Source organism: Geothrix fermentans DSM 14018 (assembly GCF_000428885.1).
Lineage (GTDB): Bacteria > Acidobacteriota > Holophagae > Holophagales > Holophagaceae > Geothrix > Geothrix fermentans.
The window spans coordinates 1-23,549 of the sequence record NZ_KE386812.1; the positions used below are offsets into that span (position 1 = coordinate 1).

Annotated in this window: 15 protein-coding genes; 11 read left to right on the forward strand and 4 right to left on the reverse strand. The window is 66.3% G+C overall.

The window, feature by feature from the left end:
• Positions 1–10,240: carboxypeptidase-like regulatory domain-containing protein (locus G398_RS18840; RefSeq protein WP_211229103.1), on the reverse strand; the 10,240-nt coding region annotated here is incomplete at its 3' end.
• Positions 10,241–10,987: 747 nt separating this feature from the next.
• Between G398_RS18840 and G398_RS20530 the strand changes: the two genes are divergently transcribed.
• Complete coding sequence (locus G398_RS20530; RefSeq protein ID WP_084512803.1) at positions 10,988–11,125, forward strand: endoribonuclease YicC domain-containing protein; 138 nt, start codon at positions 10,988–10,990, stop codon at positions 11,123–11,125.
• A gap of 2 nt (positions 11,126–11,127) precedes the next feature.
• Here G398_RS20530 and G398_RS0114675 read toward each other — a convergent pair whose 3' ends face one another.
• Entirely contained in the window at positions 11,128–11,991 is an 864-nt protein-coding gene (locus tag G398_RS0114675; RefSeq protein WP_026854154.1) for a periplasmic substrate-binding domain-containing protein, read from the reverse strand.
• A 2-nt stretch (positions 11,992–11,993) separates the two neighbouring features.
• A complete protein-coding gene (locus G398_RS0114680; RefSeq protein WP_026854155.1) occupies positions 11,994–13,022 on the reverse strand; it encodes a GntG family PLP-dependent aldolase in 1,029 nt (342 codons plus the stop codon).
• Between the two features lie 49 nt (positions 13,023–13,071).
• Between G398_RS0114680 and G398_RS0114685 the strand changes: the two genes are divergently transcribed.
• The 7 genes from G398_RS0114685 (at position 13,072) to G398_RS0114715 (ending at position 19,600) form a co-directional block, all read left to right on the forward strand.
• Positions 13,072–13,953, forward strand: a complete 882-nt coding sequence (locus G398_RS0114685; protein WP_026854156.1) for an undecaprenyl-diphosphate phosphatase — start codon at positions 13,072–13,074, stop codon at positions 13,951–13,953.
• A gap of 111 nt (positions 13,954–14,064) precedes the next feature.
• Positions 14,065–14,826, forward strand: a complete 762-nt coding sequence (locus G398_RS0114690; protein WP_026854157.1) for an ABC transporter ATP-binding protein — start codon at positions 14,065–14,067, stop codon at positions 14,824–14,826.
• Positions 14,826–16,016, forward strand: coding sequence for an ABC transporter permease (locus tag G398_RS0114695; RefSeq protein ID WP_026854158.1), 1,191 nt, complete (start codon positions 14,826–14,828; stop codon positions 16,014–16,016). Before G398_RS0114690 ends, G398_RS0114695 begins: the two co-directional genes overlap by 1 nt.
• An 83-nt stretch (positions 16,017–16,099) precedes the next feature.
• Positions 16,100–16,630, forward strand: coding sequence for a tetratricopeptide repeat protein (locus G398_RS20025; RefSeq protein ID WP_052572072.1), 531 nt, complete (start codon positions 16,100–16,102; stop codon positions 16,628–16,630).
• A gap of 19 nt (positions 16,631–16,649) precedes the next feature.
• Complete coding sequence (locus G398_RS18850) at positions 16,650–17,639, forward strand: gluconeogenesis factor YvcK family protein (protein ID WP_052572073.1); 990 nt, start codon at positions 16,650–16,652, stop codon at positions 17,637–17,639.
• Positions 17,640–17,747: 108 nt separating this feature from the next.
• A complete protein-coding gene (locus G398_RS0114710; protein WP_157492443.1) occupies positions 17,748–18,869 on the forward strand; it encodes a DUF4388 domain-containing protein in 1,122 nt (373 codons plus the stop codon).
• Between the two features lie 23 nt (positions 18,870–18,892).
• Positions 18,893–19,600: a hypothetical protein gene (locus tag G398_RS0114715; protein ID WP_026854160.1), complete on the forward strand. Its 708-nt coding sequence runs from the start codon at positions 18,893–18,895 to the stop codon at positions 19,598–19,600.
• An 83-nt stretch (positions 19,601–19,683) separates the two neighbouring features.
• Here G398_RS0114715 and truA read toward each other — a convergent pair whose 3' ends face one another.
• Positions 19,684–20,475, reverse strand: a complete 792-nt coding sequence (truA, locus tag G398_RS18855) for a tRNA pseudouridine(38-40) synthase TruA (RefSeq protein WP_052572074.1) — start codon at positions 20,473–20,475, stop codon at positions 19,684–19,686.
• Between the two features lie 310 nt (positions 20,476–20,785).
• Between truA and G398_RS0114725 the strand changes: the two genes are divergently transcribed.
• The 3 genes from G398_RS0114725 to G398_RS0114735 all read left to right on the forward strand — a co-directional run bounded on the left by G398_RS0114725 (position 20,786) and on the right by G398_RS0114735 (position 23,406).
• Positions 20,786–21,133 (forward strand): HU family DNA-binding protein, encoded by a 348-nt coding sequence (locus G398_RS0114725; RefSeq protein WP_483788288.1) that lies wholly within the window; start codon positions 20,786–20,788, stop codon positions 21,131–21,133.
• Between the two features lie 240 nt (positions 21,134–21,373).
• Positions 21,374–22,222, forward strand: coding sequence for a bifunctional hydroxymethylpyrimidine kinase/phosphomethylpyrimidine kinase (locus G398_RS20030; protein ID WP_157492444.1), 849 nt, complete (start codon positions 21,374–21,376; stop codon positions 22,220–22,222).
• The gene (locus G398_RS0114735; RefSeq protein ID WP_026854163.1) at positions 22,219–23,406 is read left to right on the forward strand and encodes a hypothetical protein; all 1,188 of its coding nucleotides are present in this window, start codon (positions 22,219–22,221) and stop codon (positions 23,404–23,406) included. The genes G398_RS20030 and G398_RS0114735 overlap by 4 nt, the downstream gene beginning before the upstream one ends.
• Positions 23,407–23,549: the final 143 nt, after the last annotated feature.

Consider the following 23,549-nt stretch of genomic DNA (forward strand, 5'->3'; position numbering starts at 1 on the left):
TCGTGCCATAGGCCGATGAGTAGGATCCATAGGTCCCCGATACCTCCAGCACCGCATCCGTCGTCACCACCACCGTCGCTGTCGCCGACTTCGTGCTGTCCGCCTGGCTGGTTGCCACGATGTGGTAGGTGCCCGCGGTGGCGGGAGCGGTGTACTGGCCGTTGACGTCGATCGAACCTCCACCCGTTTCCCTGATGGCCCAGGTGACAGCGGTCGTCGTCGTGCCGGCCACCCATGCGGAATAGGCCTGGGCCGCCCCGGTCCGGAGGGTGGCTGTGCCGGGCGTGATCAGGACGCTCACACCAGGTTGCCGAGTGCCAGTCCAGGTGTTGCCGAGCTGGTCCATGTTGCGGCCCCAGGTGCCACTGAAGCTGGAACCATCTGCCGAGAAGCTCAGAACAAACTGGCCAAGGTCGGCGGTGGATGGGGCTGTCCACCCACCAGATAGCACCGCGCCAACGAGGCTTCCCTTAACCTGGATCTGGACATTGCTGGCGTTGATCCAATCACCCAGGATCTGGGCACCGGACTTGTAGAGCTTGAGGGTTCCATGGTTCGTTTGATAAGTGCCCGTGATGTCCAGCTGGCCATCGGGCGTTACGGATACGACACCTATCGCAGACTTGGCGGGATCTGCCACCGATGTAGCCATGACGTGGTACACGCCAGGCACGGTGGGAGCCTGGTAGAAGCCATTGCCATCGATGGAACCGCCTGCCGCTTCCTGGACAGACCAAGCCACAGTTGTATCCGGAGTGCCTGCCACGAGCGCCTGGAAGCCAAACGATGAACCAGTCTGGAGGCCGACAGCAGCGGGGAGGAGCTTGATGCTCACGCCGGCCTGGCGAGTGCCAGTCCAGATGTTGCCGAGCTGGTCGGTGTTCCGGCCCCAGGTGCCCGTGAATGAACCGGCGTCAGGAGCGAAGGTGATGACGAACTGCCCCTGATCGGCGGTGGAAGGAGCCGTCCACGAACCTGAAAGAACCGAACCCACCAGGCTGGCCTTCACCTGGATCGCGACATTGCTCGTGTTCACCCAGTCGCCAAGGATCTGTGTGCCAGATTTGTAGAGTTTCAGCGTGCCGTGGTTGGTCTGGTAGGTCCCCGCCACATCCAACTGCCCGTCAGAGGACACGTCCAACGTGCAAACAGCCTGTTGAGCAGGATCTGCCATGGAGGTGGCGGTGATGTGGTGGACCCCACCCTTGGGAGGCGCGGTATAGAGGCCCGTGGCATCCACGGTGCCAGCGTCGGCCGACCACTGGACGCGTGGGTCTGCCCCCGTCACAAGGGCTGTGAGCAGGAGCTGTTGGGAAGTTTTCAGCGCCGCTGAAGAGGGGGTGAGATAGATCGCAACCAGACCTTCCTGACGGGTGCCTGTCCAGGCCGTTCCCAGTTGGGCGGTACCTCGTCCATAAGAACCGGAAAAGGTCGCTGCGTCCGGGCTGAAGGTGATGGCAAATTGCCCCTGGTCTGCCTGGGCGGGAGCTATCCAGGTTCCGGATAGCACCTGGCTGGCGAAGGTCCCATGGATTTCCATAGCGGCGCCACCATTGATCCACTGGCCGTACCAGCTGGAGCCTGCCGGGAAGAGCTTCAGGGTTCCTTGGTTGGTGGCATAGACTCCGGAGAGGTCGAGGGCCGGAGGTGTGGAAGACACGACCACCAGGGCCACCGCAGTCTTCTTGGGGTCTGCAAGGCTGGCGGCCACCACGTGGTAGGTGCCGATCGCGGCGGGTGCAGTGTAGAAACCGGCTGAGTTGATGGCGCCGCCTGCATCGCCTTCCTGGATGGTCCAGATGACGGCCTGCTGGGTGGTCCCCGTCACAGCGGCCTTCAAGGAACCGATGGCACCAGGAGCCAGGGTCAAGGTCGCTGGGCTAACGGAAATGGATACTGGTGCAACCGCCTGGACGGTCATTGTGGCCGTGGCGGCCTTGGCAGGGTTGGCCTGGCTGGTAGCAACCACGTGATACGTGCCAGGTGCAACCGGCGCAGTGTAGATTCCGCCAACCACCGTGCCACCGGTGGCGCCCTCCTGGATGCTCCAATCCACAAAGGTGTTGGTAGATCCGGTAACGGTGGATGTCAACGTGATCATGCCCCCAGGCAGGAGGGTCGCGGCGGTTGGGCTGATGCCCACCACCACCGGGGGTGGCACCGTCACCGTGACGGTGGCGATGGCCTGTTTCGTGGGGTCATCCACACTCGCTGCCACCACGTGATAGGTACCCGCGGTGTTTGGAGCGGTATAGAGGCCCGTGGTGGATACAGATCCACCCGCGGCGCCTTCCAGAATGCCCCAGGTGGCCGTGAGGATGTCGGCGTTGCTCACGGTGGCGGTGAACTGCCGGGTGTAGCCCATCAGAACACTGGCACTGGTCGGTGAAACTCCAATGGATACCGAGGGGACCGTCACCGTCGCGGTAGCTTGCTTGGCCGGGTCCTCAACACTGGTGGCCACCACGTGGAAGGTGCCAGCAATTGCCGGGGCGCTATAGACGCCGCTGGTGGTGATAGATCCGCCGACGGGGCCTTCCTGGATGTTCCAGGACACGGCCCGGTTTTCGGCGTTGGTGACATTCGGCGTGAAAACCTGAGTGTGGCCTCTGAGGACATTGACCGCTGCCGGGGTCACGGACACTGCCGCAGGCAGGGCCGTCAGACTCAACGCCAGTGAGCCATCTGATTGCAGGTAGCCTGAAGCGGACAGGGATGAACCCAACAAGGTGCCGCTGGCCTTCACGTCGCCTTCAAGGACAGTCAAGAAAGTGGCGATGCCGTTGACATCCGTTGGCGCAGTGAGTGCGCGGCCATCCGTCCATGGACTGGTGTTCAGGAGGGATATGGAGGTGCCGACGATGGGAGTGGTGCCATCAGCCTTGGTGGCCTTGATAACAACCGTTCCAGTGCCCTTCAAGGCCACATCCAAGGTCAGGGTCTGCCCGTCCGACACCAGAGTGCCATTGCCAAGGCCCCGGTCCACACGGTTCGAAACCGTGACGATGAGGCCGTAGGATCCCAAGGTGAGATTATTGAGCCGGTACGCACCGGCGGCATCCGTGGTGGTGGTGCGTCCTGCGGTGCTGACGATGGCGCCCGCCACAGGGATGCCCCGGCTATCACGCACTACACCGCCTAGGATCCCCTGATCCGGAGCTGGATAGGTCACGGACAGTTGCTGACCGTGCTGGGCAAGGGTCGCCACCGGAGCATTGCCCACCAAGCCGAAACCGGTGGCCTGGAGACTCAAGGGCGTGCCGATCCATACACCCTCCAGGCGATAGGTACCATCGCCTTGGGCCACTCCGGTCCATCTGGGTGTATTCGGACCTTGGGCAGTCAAGACCCCGCCTGTCAGCAACCGGCCCGAGACGGTTTGCACTTTCGTGATCAGGGTGCCCAAACCCATTGCGGGTACGGCCACGTCGTAGACCGCATTCTGGGACGGAATAGTGAAGGTGGTGCTGAGGGCCGGCTGATTGGGAAGACCGGTGAGTGAGACGGTCGCCTGGCCTTCAGGCAGGTCCTGGATCAAGGCGGAACCATCGGAGCCGAGACTGCCTTCCCAGCGCCCACCCAGAATGCTCTGGGAGGTGATCACAAAGTGGCCTGGCCCGGGGGTTGGAGTTCCATCGGGGTAACGGGCCTGCACCTTCACGGCACGTCGCGTCTGGGCCTGAAGGACCAGCTCATCCAGTTCCTTGTCTCCCGTAGGCGTGTAGTCGAGGTAGGCGATGGGGAGGCTGGTCGTCTCCTGAAGCCCCATCAACCGGTACCGATGGCCAGACAGGAGGTAGCGGAAGAAGAAGGTCGGATGGTCAGGATCGAAAACGTCCCCTGTGGTCACGGCCTTGTCGAGGGTCCGGCCCTGATCATCCAGGAGGAGGACAGTCATGGGAATCTTGTTGCCGACAGGATCGAGCGTCCATCCCTTTACGTTCACGAGAGAAGGAATCGTCAAAGCAAGATTCTGGGTGGCGCCTTCCTGTGGGGCTAAGGCGAACATCTGGCTGAACACTTCGGTCCGCCCGTCATCCAAGATGCCAACCGCCCGCAGGTTCTTGCCTGCAGGAAGGAACGAGAAACGGAAAACACCTTGAACGTCGGTATAGGTATCGCCGACCGGGTTGCCGCCTTCAGCCAGATACACCATGACGTGGATGGGCGGGGGTGTGGCTCGCAGCGGATCCCTCACGGTACCCGTAAGGCTTCCCTGGGGCGGGAAGTCGAGGCGGACTTCTGCATCCTGGTCTGCCTGGTCCAAGGTCACGCTGATTGCAGCCCGCCGCCCTGAGGATGAGAGGGCCGTCACGGTGTAGGTGCCCAGGCCCAGGCCGGAAACCCGGAACTGTCCGAGACCATCGGTGGCAGTCTGAAGAGTCCCGGCACTCACGAGCATGTAGGGCATGGGCTGGCCCAAGGCGTCAAAGACGGTCCCATGCATCGAGGCCGTGGGAGGCAACTGGAGTTTGACCCGTACGGTCTCGTCTTCCTGCTGCAACAGCGCAGTCCCTGATGCCCCTGCAACCCAAATGTTGAGGTTTCCGGCCCGAAGGCCGAAGAACCGCGCGAGGCCACTGCCATCCGTGTCGATGGTTCCCCCGCCGCTGGCATAGACTGCCACATTGGGTGCCAACTGGCCGTGACCGTCCAAAACCGTCACCTCGAGATTGCCATATGCGGTGGCCTGGATGGGGGCCGTGGGAGTCTGCACCGCTCCTCCGTCTGGCGTCAGGGTGGCCGTGAAGTCTCCCCGCCAACGTCCACGAAGGTCAGTCAGTGTGAGGGCACGGTTTCCCACAGGAAGGTCCCGCAGCATCCCCTGCCCCTTAGCATCCAGCTTCACCAGGCGGCCCATGGCGTTATCTCGCAGAGACCAGCCTTCAAGCGAGAAACCGGCCGGGGCGCCCGGAGGCGGCACTGCCGTGGCCCAGAGCGATCGCACGGCTTGCAGGGTAATCGAGGTTTGGATCTCCCCTTGGTCCACGTCGCGCGAGAACGACACGCTGCCGGTCGCCAAACTGAGGGGATCCGTGGCCGTGGCAGCGTAGTCGCCAGGTGGCAGGTAGAAGGTGGCCTTCCCGTCGGCGTCGCTGGTGGACTCGGTACTGAAATCCAGAGCATCCCCACCCTGATAGGCCAATCGGATGGCCGCGCCGACGACAGTTTGCCCTTCTTGAATGACCGTAACCACCACTGGCCCCTTGTCGTGGGTGGTGATGGTTACCTCCGTGGTCTGGCCAGCGACCACGTTGACCACGCCCTTGCCCATCTGCCGGCTATCAGGATCCCAAGCTTCCAGGGTGATGGGCCCTGTAGGCAACACCTGGAAGCGGAACCGGCCATTCACCTCATCCATGCGCGTGGGAGACACACCCAACCAGCGGCGGCCCTGGTACGCGTCCACTCGGCCAGCGGAAACGAGGCTGCCATCGGCGCGATACAGGGTGCCGAGCACGTCGCCGACGGGTTGCAGCCGAACCACCACTTCAGCGTTGCCACCTCCCTCGGGAATGGAAACCGAGGCCGTGCCCTGTAGCCCTGTGGGATTCTTCAAACCCACGGAGATGGAACCTTCCAAGAGATCTTCAAAGATCAGTTCGCCTGCCATCTCGGGCTTGAGCTTCTGGGTCATGGGAGGAAGGTCGTCCATATCCAGCACTGGCGCATTGGGACAGCCAAGGTTCACGTTCTTGCTATGCATGAGGGTCACCACCCCTTCGGGCAGGATCTGGCCGAAGCTGTCCTGCACCTTCACGGAGAGGGTCCCCTTGCCCCATAAGCGCAGGTTCTTGACCTGGCTCGACTCCTTCTTCATTTCCACACTGGCCACAGTGATGTCGCCGCTGACAGGATCTTCGACCCGCAGCTTGTAGCAGCCTTCCGGGATCACTTTCGGGAAATGGTACTTACCGCCATCGGTGGTGAAGATGATGAGCTCGCCGATGGTGCCCCCGATGAGGCGTACCCGTACCTCCGGCGCCACTGGGGTCTGACCATCGCGCTGGTAGATGACGCCTTTCAGCTCTCCCGCGAAGCTGCTGGAAAGGTAGATGTCGCGGATCTGGGCGTCGTTCGCCTTGTCCGCGAAATCCCCACCTGATTTCACTTCCACCGGGAAGAGATCGCTGTTGGCGTGAAGCGTGTAGGTCCCCTGAGGCAGGCCATTAAAGGTATATTTCCCTTCCACTCCCGTGGACGCGGCCCCCGTAGTTTCTCTGCGCAACAGCCCCCAATCGCCAGTACCGTAATTTGAAGGGGCAATGATCGGTAGCAGTCCATCCACCCATACCTGGGCCATGGCGGGTATCTTCTGGGCGCCCTCCAGGGGCTGGTAGATCACACCACTGACCTGGTTCTTGCCCACGAAGGGGAGGATCAGGTTCAGGTCCAGGTTCTGGCCATCGGCCACCTGAATGTTCATGGGCGCCATGGCCGTTCGGAGTTCGGGCCCCACCGCCGCCAGCCGGAAGGGACTCCCCACCTGCACATTGGGAAGAAGGAAGGCCCCCGCCGCATCTGTGATGGCCAGCCGGTTCCGCTTCATATCGTCGAAAACGGGGGGAATGGCCACATAGGCCCCCCTCACGGGGGTTCCATCCGGGTATTTGACGGTGCCATGAAGGGTGCCTCTGGGCGGCAGGATGGTGCGGACCAACCGGTCCTCACCGGGCTGAACGGTCACACTCTCGCTCTGAGTCGTGCCGGGCCATCCTGGGTGATAGGCGTAGACCAGAAAGGGCTGCCCACTCCGCACTGGGCGCCTCGGAGCCGCACCGTTTTCGTCGGTGATGGCGAAGGTCGGATCGGTGGCTCGTGGGCTTTCTGAAAGGTAGACGCCCGGAACTGGATTCCCCGCAGCATCGATTACCAGGAAGTGGGCGAAGGCCTGCTCCGCGGGGGGCAGCATCTTGAGGGTGATTTCCTGGGCCATACCCGGTTCGAGAAAGCCCCGCCAATCCGACACGGTGCCCAGTGGCAAATACGGCACCATCAGGCCGACGTCCCCGGCAGGCACGTTCGAGAACGTCACCCATCCATCCACCCCGGGAGTGGTCTGCTCCGGCCAAACAAGGCTGTCGGCAGAATTGCCGCCCCGCAGCAGACCCGAGGCGATTCCCAGACGAATGGTCTGGGTGAGCACCACCTGGCCTGAAGTGTCCAGCAATCTGGCTCTGAGGGTTCCAACGGGTGATTCCAGCACGACGTTCTGATGTACAGTTTCTCCATCCCGGGAGATCTCGTTGCTGGTTGCGGCGCCAAAGAGACCTTTTAAGGCTCGGATGGAAAAGACCCCGGTCTTGAGGTTGTCCACTCGGTAGTGGCCATCGGCATCCGTCATTGTAGATTGAGAGAAAGTCCCGCCTCCCGTGCCCTGGGTTAGCGGGTTCGAAGGCTGTTCCTGGATCACTTGCACCTGGGCTCCGGCCACCGGGGCTCCCGCTGCGCTCAGCACGTAGCCATCCACGCTGCCCTTGCCCTCCAGCACCAGATCCATCTCGATGAGCTGGCCGTTGCCAAGCACCGAGGCCTGCGCCCAGGCGGTGCCCTCGGCCGTGGCGCCCTTCAGCAGCATGGGGCCGATGGCGAAACTCACGGGCTCGGGAACGTAATCCAGCTGATAGGAACCATCCGCCCCGGTATCGAAGTTGGATACCAACGCGTAGTGGGTGAGGATTTCCTCATCCAGGAAAGCATAGCCCGTGGCCAAATCAACATTCCCAATCTGGGAGCCTGCCTGGTACCAATACGTCATCTTTGCCGGCAATCCAGCGCCATTGGCCTTGCGGACCTTTCCCCGCACCAGGGCGCCACCAGGCACATCGCCACAGAGAACGGGCCAGGACAGGTCCCCGGTGAGGGCATTCCCCTGCGCATCCGTCCACGTCGAAGCGAGGGTGAGCTGCCGAGGCACGTAAGGCCCCACGGGACGCTCCAGGTAGAGGCTCGCCGCCCTCGCAGAGGCTTTGAACAGTGCGGGTGGCGGTGGCGACGCCTTTCCCGTATCGGGATCCAGAGGCATGACCTTCTTCCATGGCGCGTTGGCATCCACCTGTACGAGAGCCTTCGCCGCGTTGAACCCTTCATCCCCCGAAGGCAGGTTCAAGGCCATGATGGGCCGGTTGAACAGCATCATCACCTGGGTTCCGTAGGGAGTCGCCGCCGGATCCAGTTCGATGTCATAGCGGTGCACCGCCAGCACCTTGAATGGTTCCACTCGAAGATCGTCGGTCTGAGTGGAATAGACGGGTCCCAGGAGGGTCCCGTCGGAAGCAAGGAGGACGGCCGCCCCTTCGCGAGCTTCGCCCAAGGTGATCACCACCGACTGACCCACCGCCAGGTCGAACGCAAAGAGGTTATCGCTTGGCGACCCGCCAACGACCGGCACCGCGGTGGCCAAACGGAGAGATTGGGCTTCCAAGCCGCGATTCACCAAGGTCAGTCGCGCCCACGGCGTAGGGGAGGGCATGCTGATCCAATGCCGGGATTCCGTGCCGCCCCAGGCGGCGTGGGATTGAGGCAGGTAAGGCAGATCCTTTGCGATCACGTCGCCGGAAACGATCCGGTTGCCCATGGCGTCCTGCAATTCCAACCGGAGGCCAGGGCGAGCCCCCTCGACCACGGCTGCGGACATCGCACCGAAGGCATTGTTCCAGCCGATCATCTCCCCCAAGCGTTCAGGCATCAGGTGGTTCGGATCCGCCCAAGCCCACGCGTTCATGAAGGCCTCGCGCAATTCACGGCCTGCATCCGTGGTTCGCACCAGCTGATCGAAGCCTGCATCAGGATTCTGGATGAACATCTCCCACAGCCGCATCCACACCCGGGCTTTGTCGATGCCCATCTTGAGGAAGAGACCCTGCTCCGAGAGATCCTGAGCCATCTGCCCGGTTACCGCGCTCATCGCAATCGGAAACACTCCCGGTGGCAGTGCCCCCTTGGTGCTCGCCACCGAGTAGGCCTGTCCCAACACCCGCAACATCGCTTCCCTCAGGGGCAGCGGCAGGCCATTCCGGCCCTCCAGGGTCTGCGGCAGCACCAGCGTATCGGGATTCAAGCGGATGTTCCGCTCCCCCAGGCCTGTGGTCAGTTGGAACCCGATGGTGCCCTGCTCCATGTAGAGGTAGGAGCTGCGCACTTCCCCGTTGCGCAGGGCCCGCAGCTTGAATTTGAAGACCGCCGTCTCGCCAGGGTTCAGCGTATCGACGGGTGCATTGAGGTCTTCCACCAGCTTGACGCTTCCCAGGCGGGAGCGGTCCAGAGTGACGGTCACACCATTAGCCAACGTCGTCGATGTGTTGGTCAGGCGCGCTTCTAAGAGGTATTCCTCACCCCGCCGGACCACGTCGGGGTGCACCAGCACCATGCTGAAGTTCGGATTCCGGACCAGCAGTTTGCCCTGGGCGTGGCCCAGGAGGGGCACAGGCTCGGACAGGCCACCGCCCTCGAACTGCCCGCGGATATCGAAATTGAGTTGGTGGGCCCCTTCCTTCAGGGCTTCCACGAAGAACGTTGCCATTCCAGATTGGCCGGCCAAAAGGAGCGGTTCGCCCGAACCCGCGACTCCATCGACCCCGGGGCCACGCACAGGCTTGGTGACGGCATCCGTTTCGCCATCCCGCTGAGCCAGACGCAGGGGATCGTCCAAGGTGCCTACTGCACCGTCCCCGCCTAGTGGCAAATTGAGGGTGGCGCTCAGGTGGGTGATCTGGAAGGGAGAACCTTCCTTCAATGCGTTAAAGACCACCAGATTCGCTTTGTAGAACTGGTGTAGGTAGCCGATGCTGCCGGGAATGACAATGAGGGCTTTGAAATTGTGCTGAAGCACATGGCTGATGGCAGGTCGGCTGAGGCTGAAGGGATCCTTCTCTGGAGTGATGTCGGCCACGACCACCGAAAGATCCGGTAGCCCTAGGCGGTCCGTAAGCCCCGTGATCTCTAGACGGCCTACTTCGCCCCCACCACCCCGGGGGTCCTCCAGGCCGTTGTAAACAGGTACCGCCACGGGCACCGTGAGGCTCACTTGTTGGCTTCCGATGGCCAACGCCATGGTGAAGCGGCGTCCTTCGTAGTCGCCTGGTTGGAGCTGGACGCCCGCATCCCGCAACTCCTGCATGGTCATGGGAGTAGAGGTCACGCTCGAAATGATGATTTCGCCTAGGCAATGGATGGCGACGGTCTTGGGGTCAGCTTCCACCACCGTCGATCCATCCTTGACCAGACGGATATTCGACAAGGTGAAATCGCCTTCGGCCGCGAGAGCCGGGAGCGCCAGTCCTGTGGCTAGGCTCCCGGAAACCATCAAGGGCGAAGGGATCCCCGGTCCCGTCAAGGTAGCCGTCAACGTGGCGCCTACGGGGACCCACGAGGAGACTTCCGTCGGCGTCGCTTGGTGATCTCCGATCCACATGCCCAAAGGAACCGAAAACGGGGCGCCCTTGGGAACGTCGATGCGGTTTGTCGGAGCTGTCAGGCGGAGCCCTACCAAGTGCAGCGAAGTCGAGGCCAGCGCCCCAGCCCGGAGGGGAGAAGTGGTTCCAGCGAAAGTTGCGAGCCGCAGGGTTGATTGGGTTCCAGCGGAAGAGACCCTCGGGGCTGCAGGGAGGGCATTCCCCTGGGCGCCCCACAAAAGCGCCAAACAGGTCACCCAAAGCTTTGGGTTTGCCCATTCTCCGGTGGTAGCCATCCCGTCCTGTGAGACTCCCTGATTTCTTTGGCTGCGGTCCCGGAGGTTTGCTGCAGCAGTTATATGGGCAAACGAGGCCCGTGTTAAAACAGAAAACATCTTTAATATATTTATTCCCAAAAATTAGAAATACTTATTCTTGCCTGAACACATAAATCAAAAAGGGGACAACCCGATCCTTTCAGGGGAACCGAGGTAACTGCAAGGCGAAAAAAAACAGAATACACAATTTTCCATCAATATAAGGCGCGAGAGATTTTCTTAACATCTCTTAACAAAAATCGAGAAGTGCCATGAGTGGCGTTCACCGACACGACAGGCAACAAGAAAAGCACCACCGGCAGCAAGTGCAAGCGCATCGCCATGACTCGCGCCGTCATGGAAGCCAAGGGCGCGCTCGATCAGATCCGGGAGCAGTCCGCCAACCTGGAATAGGCTCAGAACCCCAGGGGGTCGTAGGGCAGCTCCGTGCTGCTCCGCCAAGCGCCGAAGAGCCGGGTACGGGTCCAGTCCGAGGCATCCGGCCGCAGGCGCCGCATGCGGCGGGAGAGGAACCACACGGTGCCGTCCTTCATGCGGAACTCGTCATAGGGCGCGAGGCGGACCTTCGCCATGTCCTCGGGGGCGACCTGCCCGGGGAACACGGCCCAGGCCCAGCGGCGGGCGGCCAGACCCTCGGCCCAAGCCCGGCTCTCGAGGAGGGCCGGGTCGGTGGCAACCCGCATGCCAGCGAGCCCCGGCCGGCCCGGGGTGAACCGCTCGAAGCGCGTCAGGGTCATCCCCTGCCTCACGAAGGGGCCGCTGCCGGGGACCCGCCAGCGGGCGAGCAAGTCCGGCAGGCCCACCTGCGGGACCTTGAAGCGCAGGTCCAGAGTCTCGCCATCGATCGGGCGGGCGCTCCCCCCCAGCTTCGCCAGCTCGGGCCCGAGCGCCTTGGCCATCCGGGGCGCATCGAGCAGGGTCCCATCCTGGAGCCGCCAGCCCGGCCGCACCCCAAGGCGCCAGCGCCGCCCGTGCCTGGACCGCTCCAGGCTGGACAGCAGCTGTCCAGCCCAGGTCCCGTCGGCCCTCACGAGCAAGGCGAGGTCGGACTGGGCAACCAGGAAGGCCTCGAGGCCCGGGCCGGCGGGCAGCAGCGCCTCCACCACCGCCTCGTCCTCGCCGAACTCGGGCTGGCCGGGCACGAACAGGGCTTCGCCCGGGGCCAGCGGGACCGGAACCAACCCTTCCTGGTACAGCCAGTACCCGCCTGCCGCCAAGGCGGCCAACGCGAGGGCCAGGAGGGCCAGCCTCGACTTCATGGTCAGGCGGTCCGCAGGAGATGGGCCAGGGGCTCGATGCGGCGCAGGGCCTCCTCGATGTCGTCCATCTCGATGTCCCGATGCGGGATGAAGCGGATGGCCTGCCCCACCGGCAGGACGCGGACGCCGACGGCTTCCAGAGCGGCCAGGGCCGCCGCCGCGTCAGGCACGGGCACCAGCAGGATGTTGGTCTCGGGCGCGGGAGCTGTGATGCCGAAGGCCCGCATCCCCTCCGCCAACCGCCGGGTCTTGGCATGGTCCTCGACGATGCGGGGCAGGTAGTCCAGGGCCACTAGGCCCGCCGCCGCCGCCACGCCGCCCTGGCGCACGCCGCCGCCCAGCATCTTGCGCAGCCGCCGGGCCTCGGCTACCGCGGGCTTCGACCCGCAGACCAGGGAGCCCATGGGCGCGCCCAGGCCCTTGCTGAGGCAGACCTGCACCGTGTCCGCGCCCTCGGTGAGGGCGGAGGGCGGGAGGCCCAGGGCCGCCGCGGCGTGCCAGATCCGCGCGCCATCCAGGTGCACCGCCAGCTTCGCGGCCTTGGCGGCGGCCACCAGGGCGCGATGCTCCTCCCGCGGCGTCACGGCGCCGCCGGCGAAGTTGTGGGTGTTCTCCAGGCAGAGCAGGGAGGTGCGCAGGGTGTAGTAGGGGCCGGGCGTCCCCGCGGCCCGGGTCACCTGGGCGGGGGTAGGCCGGCCGGGGCCCCCTTCCCAAGCCAGGGCCTCGGGCATGCCGCCGGCCAGCCAGGCGGCCGTGCCCAGCTCGGAGCCCAGCACGTGGGCCTGGGCGGGCGCCAGGAACCGGTCCCCCCGCTTGAGGTGCAGCATCAGGGCGATGAGGTTGCCCATGCAGCCCGAGGGCACCCACAGGGCCGCCTCCATGCCCAGCAGCTCCGCCACCCAGCCCTCCAGCCGGGCCATGGTGGGGTCGCGCTCCAGCACGTCATCCCCCACCTCCGCGGCCGCCATGGCGGCACGCATCTCCTTCGAGGGCTGGGTCACGGTGTCGGAGCGGAGGTCGATCGGTCGCATGGGGAGATTGAACCATGCATGGCACACTCGATGGGTCGAAGGAGCCTGAATGAACCTGCTGCACGCCATCCTCCTGGGCCTGATCCAGGGACTGACGGAATTCCTGCCTGTGTCCTCCACGGCGCACCTGACCCTGGCCGAGCACCTGATGTTCGGCGGGCGGCCCATGCCCCTCGCCTTCGACGTGCTGCTCCACGGCGGCACCCTGATCGCCCTCCTGGTGTACTTCCGGCGGGAGCTGTTCCAGGTGGCCATGGGCTGCGTGGGGCGGGATGCGGAGGGCCGGAAGCTCGCGCTGTGGCTGTTCATCGCCATGATCCCCACCGGCATCTTCGGACTGGCCACCAAGGGGGTGAAGGAGGCGGCGAAGGAGCACCTGTGGGTCTATGGCATCGGACTGGTCTGCACGGCCGGCCTGCTCTACCTCGCGAACCGCCTGAGCTGCGAGCGGAACAACCTGCGCCATGAGGACCAGGCGGGGCGCGGCCTCAGCGAGCTGAGGGCCTCGGACGCGCTGGCGGTGGGCACCATCCAGGGCATCGGCGGCGGCTTCGGGCTGTCGCGCTCCGGCTCCACCATCTCCATGGGCGTCTTCCAGGGCCTGCGCCTGCCGGTTTCGGCGCGGTTCAGCTTCCTGCTGGGCGTGCCCACCATCGCCGCGGCCGCGTTCGTGGAACTGCGGGGCCTGCTGAAGCCCATCCTCAAGCACCAGCCCCTGCCCGCGGACCTGGCCTTTCCGGCCGGCTCGGCGTCGCCCGCCCTGCTCTGCGGCATGGGCGTCCTGGCCGCCGCCATCTCGGGCTACCTGGCCATCGGCCTCCTGGACCGCTTCACCCGGAAGCCCAAGCTCAACGGCTTCGCCATCTACTGCCTGGGGCTCGGCATCGTGATGCTGGTCCTCGGCGCCACGGGCGCGCTGGGCCACCACTGATCTCCCCCGCTCCAGGAACCCCGTTCGCCGGCCAGTCTGGACCGCTCGCCGGTCCCTGATCCGGAATCCGGGCCCTCCCTCTACACTGGGTCGGTCTTTCGCGGAGGTCCGGTGATCCAGCTCAACCAGGTCCACAAATCCTTCACAGTGAAGGACCGGAAGACCCGGGCGGCCAAGCGCATCGATGCGGTGCGCGGAATCTCGCTGGAGGTCCGCCCCGGCGAGATCTACGGACTGCTGGGCCCCAACGGCGCGGGCAAGTCCACCACGCTGCGCATGATCGCGGGGCTCATGGACCCGGACTCGGGCTCCATCCACGTCTGCGGCCACGAAACCCGCCAGAAGCCGGAAGCGGTCCGCGCCTGCCTGGGCTACCTGAGCACGGACATGGGCGTGTACGTGCGCTTCACGCCCCGGGAGCTGCTGCGGATCTTCGGCGAGTTCCAGGACGTGGACCCGCGGGTGGCCGAGCGCCGGGGCCTGCACCTGCTGGAGAAGCTCCAGCTGGCGGATTTCGCGGACGTGAAGATGGAGGGGTTCTCCTCGGGCCAGAAGCAGAAGGTGAGCATCGCCCGCGCCCTGCTGCACGATCCCAAGGTGGTCATCTTCGACGAGCCCACCACGGGCCTGGACGTGCTCACCGCCAAGACCGTGCTGGACCTGCTCCGCATCATGCGGGAAGAGGGCCGCACCGTGATCGTGTCCACCCATGTCATGCCCATGGTGGAGGACATCTGCGACCGCGTGGGCATCATCTTCGACGGCAAGCTGCACGGGGATGCGCCGCCCCTGGACCTCCTGCGCTCGCGGAACGCCAAGTCCCTCGATGAAGTGTTCTTCCAGCTCGCGGCCGAATCCGAGGAGATCCACTGATGCGCGGAGCCCTGCTCATCGCCAAAAAGGAGTTCCTGGAGCTCTCCAAGGACCGCAAGACGCTCTTCTTCGCCTTCGTGCTGCCCTTCCTGCTGTACCCCGCCATCTTCGGCATGATGGCGAAGATGGCGAAGCGGGATGAGGCCCAGAACCGCAGCAAGGCCAGCCGGGTCTACCTGGTGGACCCCTCCAGCGCCATCGCCGGCCTGCTTCAGGCCGATTCCAAGCGCTTCGAGCTGGTTCCGAAACCCGAGGGCGATCTCCGCCAGGCCCTCCGGGACCAGAAGCTGGACCTGGCCGTGGAGGTGGAGCCCGGCGCCGCCGCGGCCCTCCAGGGACACGCCACCTTCTCGATCACGGCCACCACGGACGAGAGCGAGCGCTCCGCCGAGATCGCCCTGAAGCGCCTGCGCGAGGCCCTGGATGGCCAGCAGAAGGCCTGGATCCAGGAGCGGCTCCACGCCCTGGGGGCCTCCGCCCAGCTGGCGGAGCCCCTGAAGCTGGAGGTGAAGAACGCCGCGGATCCGGCCCTGGAGATCGGCAAGGTCATGGGGCGGATCCTGCCCTATTTGCTGATGATCATGATGTACACGGGCTCCATGCAGCACGGGATCTACGCCACTGCGGGGGAGAAGGAGCGGCACACGCTCCTGAGCCTCATGGCCACGCGGCTCCCGCGGAACCAGATCATCCTGGGCAAGCTGCTCTACATCTTCAGCATGGGCGTGATCGCCGCACTGCTGAACCTGCTGAGCATGGGCCTCTCCATCCCCTTCATGAGCGGCGGCTCCACGAGCTCGGCCCAGGCGCTGGCAGCCGTGGCCAACCCCATGACCCTCGGCCTCACGTTCATGATCATGGTGCCCCTGGGCCTCTTCTTCTCGAACTTCATCCTGCTCATGGGCATCCAGGCCCGGAACACCATCGAGGCCGGCAGCGCCATCACCCCCGGGATCTTTCTCGTGGTCTTCCTGGGCATCTTCACCATGGCCCCGGGCGTGGACAAGATGGCGTTCCTGGCGTACGTGCCCGTGGTGAACGTCTGCCTAGCCCTGCGCAAGCTCTTCAGCCAGCAGTTCAACCAGATGGAATACCTGGTCTCCTTCGCCATGACCGTGGGCCTGGCGGGCCTCATGACCTGGGTCTCCACACGGATCCTGAACCGGGAGAAGGCCCTCTTCAAGGCCTGAAAGCGGCTCCCCCGCCCCCTGGGGATTTGCCGGGGAATCCTTGTGGGCCTATAGTTTTACAAAAGGCTTCCAGAGGATCCCGCATGGCGACGAAGGCCAAGTCAGAACAAGCTCCCAAGTCCGCCCCCGCTCCGGCCGGCCAGCCCTCCCCCTTCGCGGACGCCTTCGCGAAGGCCGTGAAGCTCGTGGACTCCGGCAAGCATGCCGAGGCCGTCAAGGCCCTCGATGCGCTGATGGAAGAGGCCCTGGCCGCAGGCGACTGGGCCATCAAGCGCCGGGCCAAGGTCTACCGGGCCCTGGCCGAGGCCAAGCTGCACCCGGCCAAGGCGGAGCCCGCCGATGCCATCACCGAGATCCAGGCCAGCCTGAACCGCCGCGACACAGACGAGGCGCTCAAGCAGCTCGAGAAGGCCCTCAAGGCCCATCCCGCCCAGGGCAACCTCCACTACCTCCGCGCCGTGGCCTTCGCCCAGGCGGAGAACGCCGAGGCATCCGCGGAGAGCCTGAAGAAGGCCGTGGAGCTGGACGGCGACCTGATCTTCCAGTGGCACATGGAGCCGGACTTCAACTCCGTCCGCAAGTCGCCCCTCTTCGCCTTCACCGAAGGCCGCTAGGGCAGCGCCGGGCCATCCCGTGCAGGGCCCCCTGGGTCTCCACGCCGACCAGCCGCTGAAGGTGGTGGCCCTGGGCGGCGGCACGGGCTTGGCCGCCCTCCTGCGGGCCCTGAAGCGCGAGGCCGGCCGCAGCCGCGATCCCTGGAAGCTCACGGGCATCGTCACCGTCTCGGACAACGGGGGCTCGTCGGGGCGGCTCCGGGATGAGCTCGGGGGCATCCCGCCCGGGGACCTCCGCAACTGCCTCTCGGCCCTGACGCTGGAGGACTCGGCCCTCTCGGACTTGCTGAACTATCGGTTCAAGGGGGACGGCAGCCTCGCCGGGCACTCCCTCGGGAACCTCATGCTCTGGGCCCTCGCGGACCTCACGGGCGACTGGGTGCGCGCCATCCGGCAGCTCTCCGGCGTGCTGGTCACGGTGGGACGGCTCTTCCCGTCCACGGTGGTGCCCGTCACCCTCTGCGCCGAGGACATGGACGGAGCCCGCTACGAAGGCGAGACCTCCGTGGGCTCCTGCCGGCCGCCCCTGGCCCGGCTGTGGATGGAACCGGCGGATGCCGAGCCCCTGCCCGAGGCCGTGCTGGCCCTGTTGAGGGCGGACCTGGTGATCCTCAGCCCCGGCAGCCTCTACACCTCCACCATCGCCAACCTCCTGCTGTCCGAGCTCCAGGAGGCCGTGGCCATCTCGAAGGCGCCGGTGCTCTACGTGGCCAACCTCATGACGGAACCCGGGGAGACCTCGGGGCTGGATCTGGAGAATCATGTGGCCGCCATCGCGTCCTTCGGGCGGATCGGCATCTCGGCGGTGATCGCCAACTCGGCGCCCCTCATGCCGGACATGCTGGCCCGCTACCGGGAGGAGGGCGGCGAGCCGATCTCCGCCACCTCCAGCGAGGTCCTGGGCATTCCCGTGCATCGCTTCCCCCTGCTGGATCCCGAGGCCCCCATGGCCCGGCACCATCCCGATCTGCTGAACCGGGCCATCCGCGAGACGCTGGCCAGGCTCTGAAGTGGCCCCGGAACCACTTGCCATGAGCCTTCCCCGGGCTTGGAGATTTCTGATCATCCTGGGTTCCGGTGCTGGATCCAGGTACCCTGGAGCGATGGGAGGCAGGGCTTGGCTCTGAGCGGCGATCTGGCGACGATGAGCCTGGAGGATCTCCTCCAGTGGCTCGCCGTCGGCAAGAAGTCCGGCGCGCTCGAGCTGCGCGGAGCCCTGCACACCAAGCGCGTGTGCTTCCACGAGGGCCGCATCACCAGCGTCTGGTCCTCAGATCCCCGTGAATACCTCGGCCAGTATCTGCTGGCCTTCCACCGCATCACCGAGGACCAGCTGCGGGAGGCCCTGGCCACGCAGGAGGACGAGCAGCAGCTCCTGGGCCGCATCCTCGTCAACCGCCAGCTGATCACGGAGGCCGAAGTCCGGCGCATCGTCCAGGTGAAGATCGAGGAGAGCATCTACGACACGTTCCTCTGGAGCGTGGGCAGCTTCGAATACCAGGACGGAGCGGCGCCCCACCAGAAGTCCATGCTGCTCAGCCTGGACGTCACCGGCATCGTCCTGGAAGGCGCCCGCCGCATGGACGAATGGAAGCGCATCCGGCGGGTCATCAAGGGCGGCGACACCGTGATGGCGCCTGTTCCCGAGACCATCGCCGAGCGCCTGCCGCTGGCCCCGGAGGATGCGGAGATCCTGGCCCGGCTGGACGGGCGGGCCTGCGTGGAGCAGCTGATGCTGAACCTCCGCATGCCCGAGTACAAGATCAACAAGCTGCTCTTCGACCTCCACGAGAAGGGGATGGCGCGCATCCTGCGCCAGGGGGGCGCCAGCGTGGATGCCGGCGTCCAGCTCCAGCGCGCCCGCGCCCTGGTGGAGAAGCAGAAGCTGCAGGAGGCCCAGGAGGAGCTGCGCCACATCCTGAAGGACCAGCCCAGGCACGCGGACGCCGGCCGGATGATGGCCGTGGTCCAGGACCTGCTGGACCACCCGAAGCTGGATCAGGAGCTGGTCCCAGAGCTGGCCGTGACCCTGGACGAGCTGATGGCCACCAACCTGGGGCCCAACGAGGCCTTCCTGGCCAGCCGCGTGAACGGACTGTGGTCCATCCGGGACATCCTCTCCATCGCCCCCTTCGAGCACGAGGAATGCCTCGCCATCTTCTCCCGGTTGCTCAAGCGTGGGATTCTCAAGACGTCCAAACTCGCCAAGGGAGGCGATCAGCCCGCCGCCATGCGCTGATCCCCCCCGGATCTGGAGGCGCCATGCGAATCGCCATCGCCCTGCTGCTGATCACCCTGCCTCTCGCCGCCGCGAAGAAGCCCACCGCCGCCCAGCTCCAGGCCCAGGTCAAGCGGCTCACGGAGGAGCGGGACAGCCTCAAGCAGAAGCTGGCCTCCACCGAGGACATCCAGCAGGAGCTGGCGGCCGCCCAGAAAGCCCGGGACCTCGCCAAGGCCGAGGCCGAGGCCGCCCGCAGGGAGGCGGACCAGATCAAGGGCACCCTCCAGGAGAATGAGCGGGGCGGCGACGCCATCCTGAAGGACGTGAAGGCCGCCCGCCAGGAGGCGGAGAACGCCAAGGCCGAAGCCGCGAAGCTCAAGGCCGAGAACGAGGATCTGCGCGCTAAGGCCAGCGCCGTGCCGGCGGAAGGGGACCTCGTGGTGCTGGGGCAGGAGATCCAGCCGGCCCGGCCCCTCAACCTGAACCGGGTGGTCCCGCGGCTGAAGGCTTCGAGCCTCTTCGCGGCCCGGCCCAAGGGCGTCGTGGTGGTGAACGTCCTGGTGAACGAGAAGGGCGAGGTGGTCGCCTCCCGCCTGATCCAGGGCCTCCCCGGCGAAGGGCAGGACGAGAAGGATGCCGGCGAGGCCTGCGTGGAAGCCGCCAAGAAGCTCGTCTTCGACCCCGCCGTCTCCAAGGACGGCAAGACCCGGTTCAAGGTCTGGCAGGGAGTGGGATTCTATTTGGACTAAAGTCTTCAGTCTTCAGTCTTCAGTGCGGCCTCGTCGTCGCGGCATTTCCTGAAGACTGAAGACTGAAGACTGAGGACTGACCGTCATTCCCTCTCGCCCCAGGGGCTGGGCTCGCCGATGGCCCACCGGGCTTCGTACCAGACCTTCTCCAGGCAGAGACCTTCGGGAGGCGCCGTGGGGCCGGCCTGGGCGCGGTCCCGGGCCTCCAGCAGGGCGGCCATGTTTCCCGGCCGCCGCTTCCCCTTCCCCACCTCCACCAGCGTGCCCGTCATGATGCGGACCTGATGCATGAGGAAGCTGCTGCCTTCGAACACGAGATCCACGCCGCCCTCGCTGGGGACCAGGCGGATGGCGTGCACGGTCCGGATCGGAGTCTTCGCCACGCACTCGGCGCAGCGGAAGCTGGAGAAGTCGTGGGGCCCCAGCAGGGGCAGCGCGGCCTCCGCCATGGCTCCCAGGTCCAGGGGAGCGGCCTGGTGCACGTGCCAGCGGAAGGCCGCCATCAGCGGGTCCTCCGCCGGCCCCAGGCCCAGCCGGTAGACATAGCGCTTGGCCACGGCGTGCTGCCGGGGGAAGAAGCCCTCCGGCGCTGGCTGCGCCTGCATCACGCGGATGTCCTCCGGGAGGTGCGCGTTCAGCGCCGCCAGGAGGCGGTAGGGCTCCCAGTCCCGGGCCGTCTGGATGAGCACGCCCTGGGCGCGGGCGTGGACGCCCGCATCGGTGCGTCCCGTGCCCTGGGGCATGGGCGCCTCCGGGTCGAAGGTCCGCAGCGCCTTCCACACGTCCCCCTGCCCGCTGCGCAGGCTCGTCTGGATCTGCCAGCCATGGAAGGCCCCGCCTGCGTAGGCCACGGTGAGGAAGAAGGGATGCGCCATAGGACATCATAGGCCGTGAACCGCCCCTGGCGGGCCTTCCAGGGCAGGGCCACGACCCAATGGTCCGTTCTACGGGGATCTGCGACAGATATGGGACTTAGGCACCAGCATTTCCGGCCGTCCCGGTGTTCCATGGCACCACAGAGCCCCCAGGGAAGCCGATCTCCGATTTTTTTTCAAAGAAAAGCCTTGACCATGCTGCATCTGCGGCGTAGCTTCTTGGCAGTTTAGGAAATACAGTATTCATCGGCCTCTGCGGGCCAATGATGTTTGAAAATCCAACAGGTACGGTCGTCTCCACAAGGAGCCGATTCCGTTTTCCTCAACCCGGGGACACAGATCCCCAAATTCGGAGGTTTCCATGAACAAGGCTGAACTCGTCAGCGCCGTGGCCGACAAGGCCGGTATCACCAAGGCCCAGGCCGCTGCGGCCCTGGACCAGGTGCTCGGTGGCATCGCTTCCGCCCTGCGCGCCGGCGACAAGGTCACCCTCGTGGGCTTCGGCACCTTCTCCGTCGCCAACCGCGGCGCCCGCACCGGCCGCAACCCCCGCGACAACAAGCCCATCAAGATCGCTGCCAAGAAGGTCGCCAAGTTCAAGCCCGGCAAGAAGCTGGCTGACGAAGTCAACGGCAAGGGCGGCAAGAAGCGCAAGTAGGATCAAGCTGGCCGGCATCCGCCGGATACCAGGATCTCAGGGCCCGCTCCGGCGGGCCCTGTCTCATGTCAAAGCACTTTTTTTAAATATTAATGGTCGAACATCCTCCTGAACCCCTGATGGGCCCGGCCCCTGGATCCGGTGGAGGCGGCCCCCTGTAAACCCCGTCTTTCTTTGTGATGGGAATGCAACCCGGGATCCACGTCCTGCGACGGTCCTGTGTCATCCTGGGACTTCGCCATGGTTGCCAACCACCCCAGCGCCCCGCCGGTCGCCCTGTGTCTGGGCGGGATGGATCCGTCCGCGGGCGCGGGCCTCCTGCGCGATGCCCTGGCCGTGGCCGAACTGGGCTGCCAGCCCATGGCCGTGAGCCTGGCCGAAACCCTCCAGAACGGCCTGGCCTGCTCCCGCATCGAGGCGCCGTCCATGGACCCCGTGCGGCGCCTCGAGACCCTGGCCCCCCACCTGGCAGGCCGCTGGGGCGTGAAGATCGGACTCTGCGCCCTGGAGGCGGAGACCTTCCGCCGCCTCTGCGCCACCCTGCGCCACCTCGCCCCACCCATCCGGATCTGGGATCCCATCCTCGCGCCCAGCGCCGGCGTGGGCCTGCACGACGGCGGCGACCTGCGTCGCCTGGCCGGGGACCTGCTGCCCATGGGCGGCTGGGTGGTGAGCCCCAACCGGGGCGAGGCCGCCGCCTTCGCCGGCCTGCCGCCGGAGGCCATCCGCGACGCGGCCCCCCAGGCTCTCGCGGCCCCCTGGCTGGAGGCCGGCGCCGCCGCCGTGTGGCTCAAGGGCGGGCATGCCGCCGGGGAGATGGTGCAGGACCTGTGGATCAGCCGGGACGGGATCGAGGCCCTGGAGGCCGCACCGCGGCTGCCGGGCCAGCGCCGGGGTACCGGCTGCCTCCTGTCCGCATCGTGGCTGGCCCTGCGCCTCCAGGGGCGGGACGACCGCGCCGCGGCCCGGGAGGCCGCCCGCCGCCTGCGGGACCGCTGGGATCTGGCCTTCACCCCCGGTGGCGCCGGCCGCCCCATGTTCGCGCCCCTGGCCACAAAGCCGGCCTCCGCCGCCGGGGAGGCCCGGTGACGGAATCCGAGGGCCGGGGCTTCATCCTGCGCGCGGCGATGGACGGCCCCTGGGCGGGCTGGGCCGGATCGCGCTTCCTGGAGGAGGGCCTGGCCTCGGTCCATGCCGCGCCGGGCCGCGCCCTGGCCCGCCTCATGAACCTGGCCTCCCTCCTGCCCGGCGGCTTCGGGCTGGTCTGGGACCACCCCCCGGCCTGGATGGAGGCCCTCCCCGGCGAGTCCCGCCAGGGCTGGTGGGAGGCCATCTCCGCCATCCCCGGCCTGGCCCTCCACCTGGGCCCCGAGGCCGCGGTCCAGCTCCCCGGAGGGGCCTTCCGTGGCTGGGTCCATGCCCCGGAGATGCCCCAGGGCCCCCTGGGCGAGGCCTGGCGTCAGGGTGTCGTGGGCTGGGTCCCGAAACCGGAAGCTCCGTGGTGCCTGCCGGACCTGGGCACCCCCGCCCCTGGCGACGAGGTTCCCGCAGGCTGGCTCTGGGGCGAAGTGGCCCTGCCCCTCGGCGCCCTCTCCGCCCTGGCCCCGGGCGAGGCCCTGGTCGCGGCCATGTCCGAGGCCCAGGGGACCGCAGAGCGGGGCCTGGCCCAGCGGCTGTCCGCGGGCGCCTGGGTGGATCTGCCCTTCCTGCGCCGGGCCGCGGGCTGGCGGCTGGCCCTGGTGGGCGGCATCGAGTTCCAGCGCGCCGGCGGCTCCTGGCCCGCGGCCTTCGGCCAGCTGCGCGCCCTGAAGGCCCTGCTGCAGGAGCGCCTGCGGACGCCCATCCACCTCGGGGCCTGCGGAGATCCGCGCATCGCGGCCCTCCTCGGCCGACAGGCCCTGCGGGAGGGCCTGCCCTGGCGGGCGAGCCTCCCGCTCCCTCCCGCACCGGGCGCCTTCACGCCCGGACTCGCCGCGGATCCCCGGGATCCCGCGCCCCTGGAAGCCCGCGCTCTCCAGCCCGGCGCCTGGCCCGACACCCTGGACCACCCGCCCGCGATCCTGCTCCGCGTGCCCGCGGTGCCCCCCGAAGCCGGGGCCCAGGCCATGCTGGCCCAGGCCCAGCCCACGCCCGCCCTCCGCTGGCTGCCGCCGGGCCTGCCTCCGCCGCCCCCCTTCGATCCCGACCGCCCCTGGGCTCCCGCCGAGGCCTTCCCCTTCCCCGCCGATCCCGGCAATGGCGTGCAGCGGGGGCTGTTCGAGGGCTTCGAATAGACCGGCGGAAAGGATCTCCACGAAGGACACGAAGAACTGACTCAGGGCACGAAGACTGAGTCCACGCCTACGTGGCCTTGTTTTCCCCTTCGTGTCCTTCGTGGAGTCTTTTTCATCCTTCCCGCTGGTACCGTGGAAGCCGG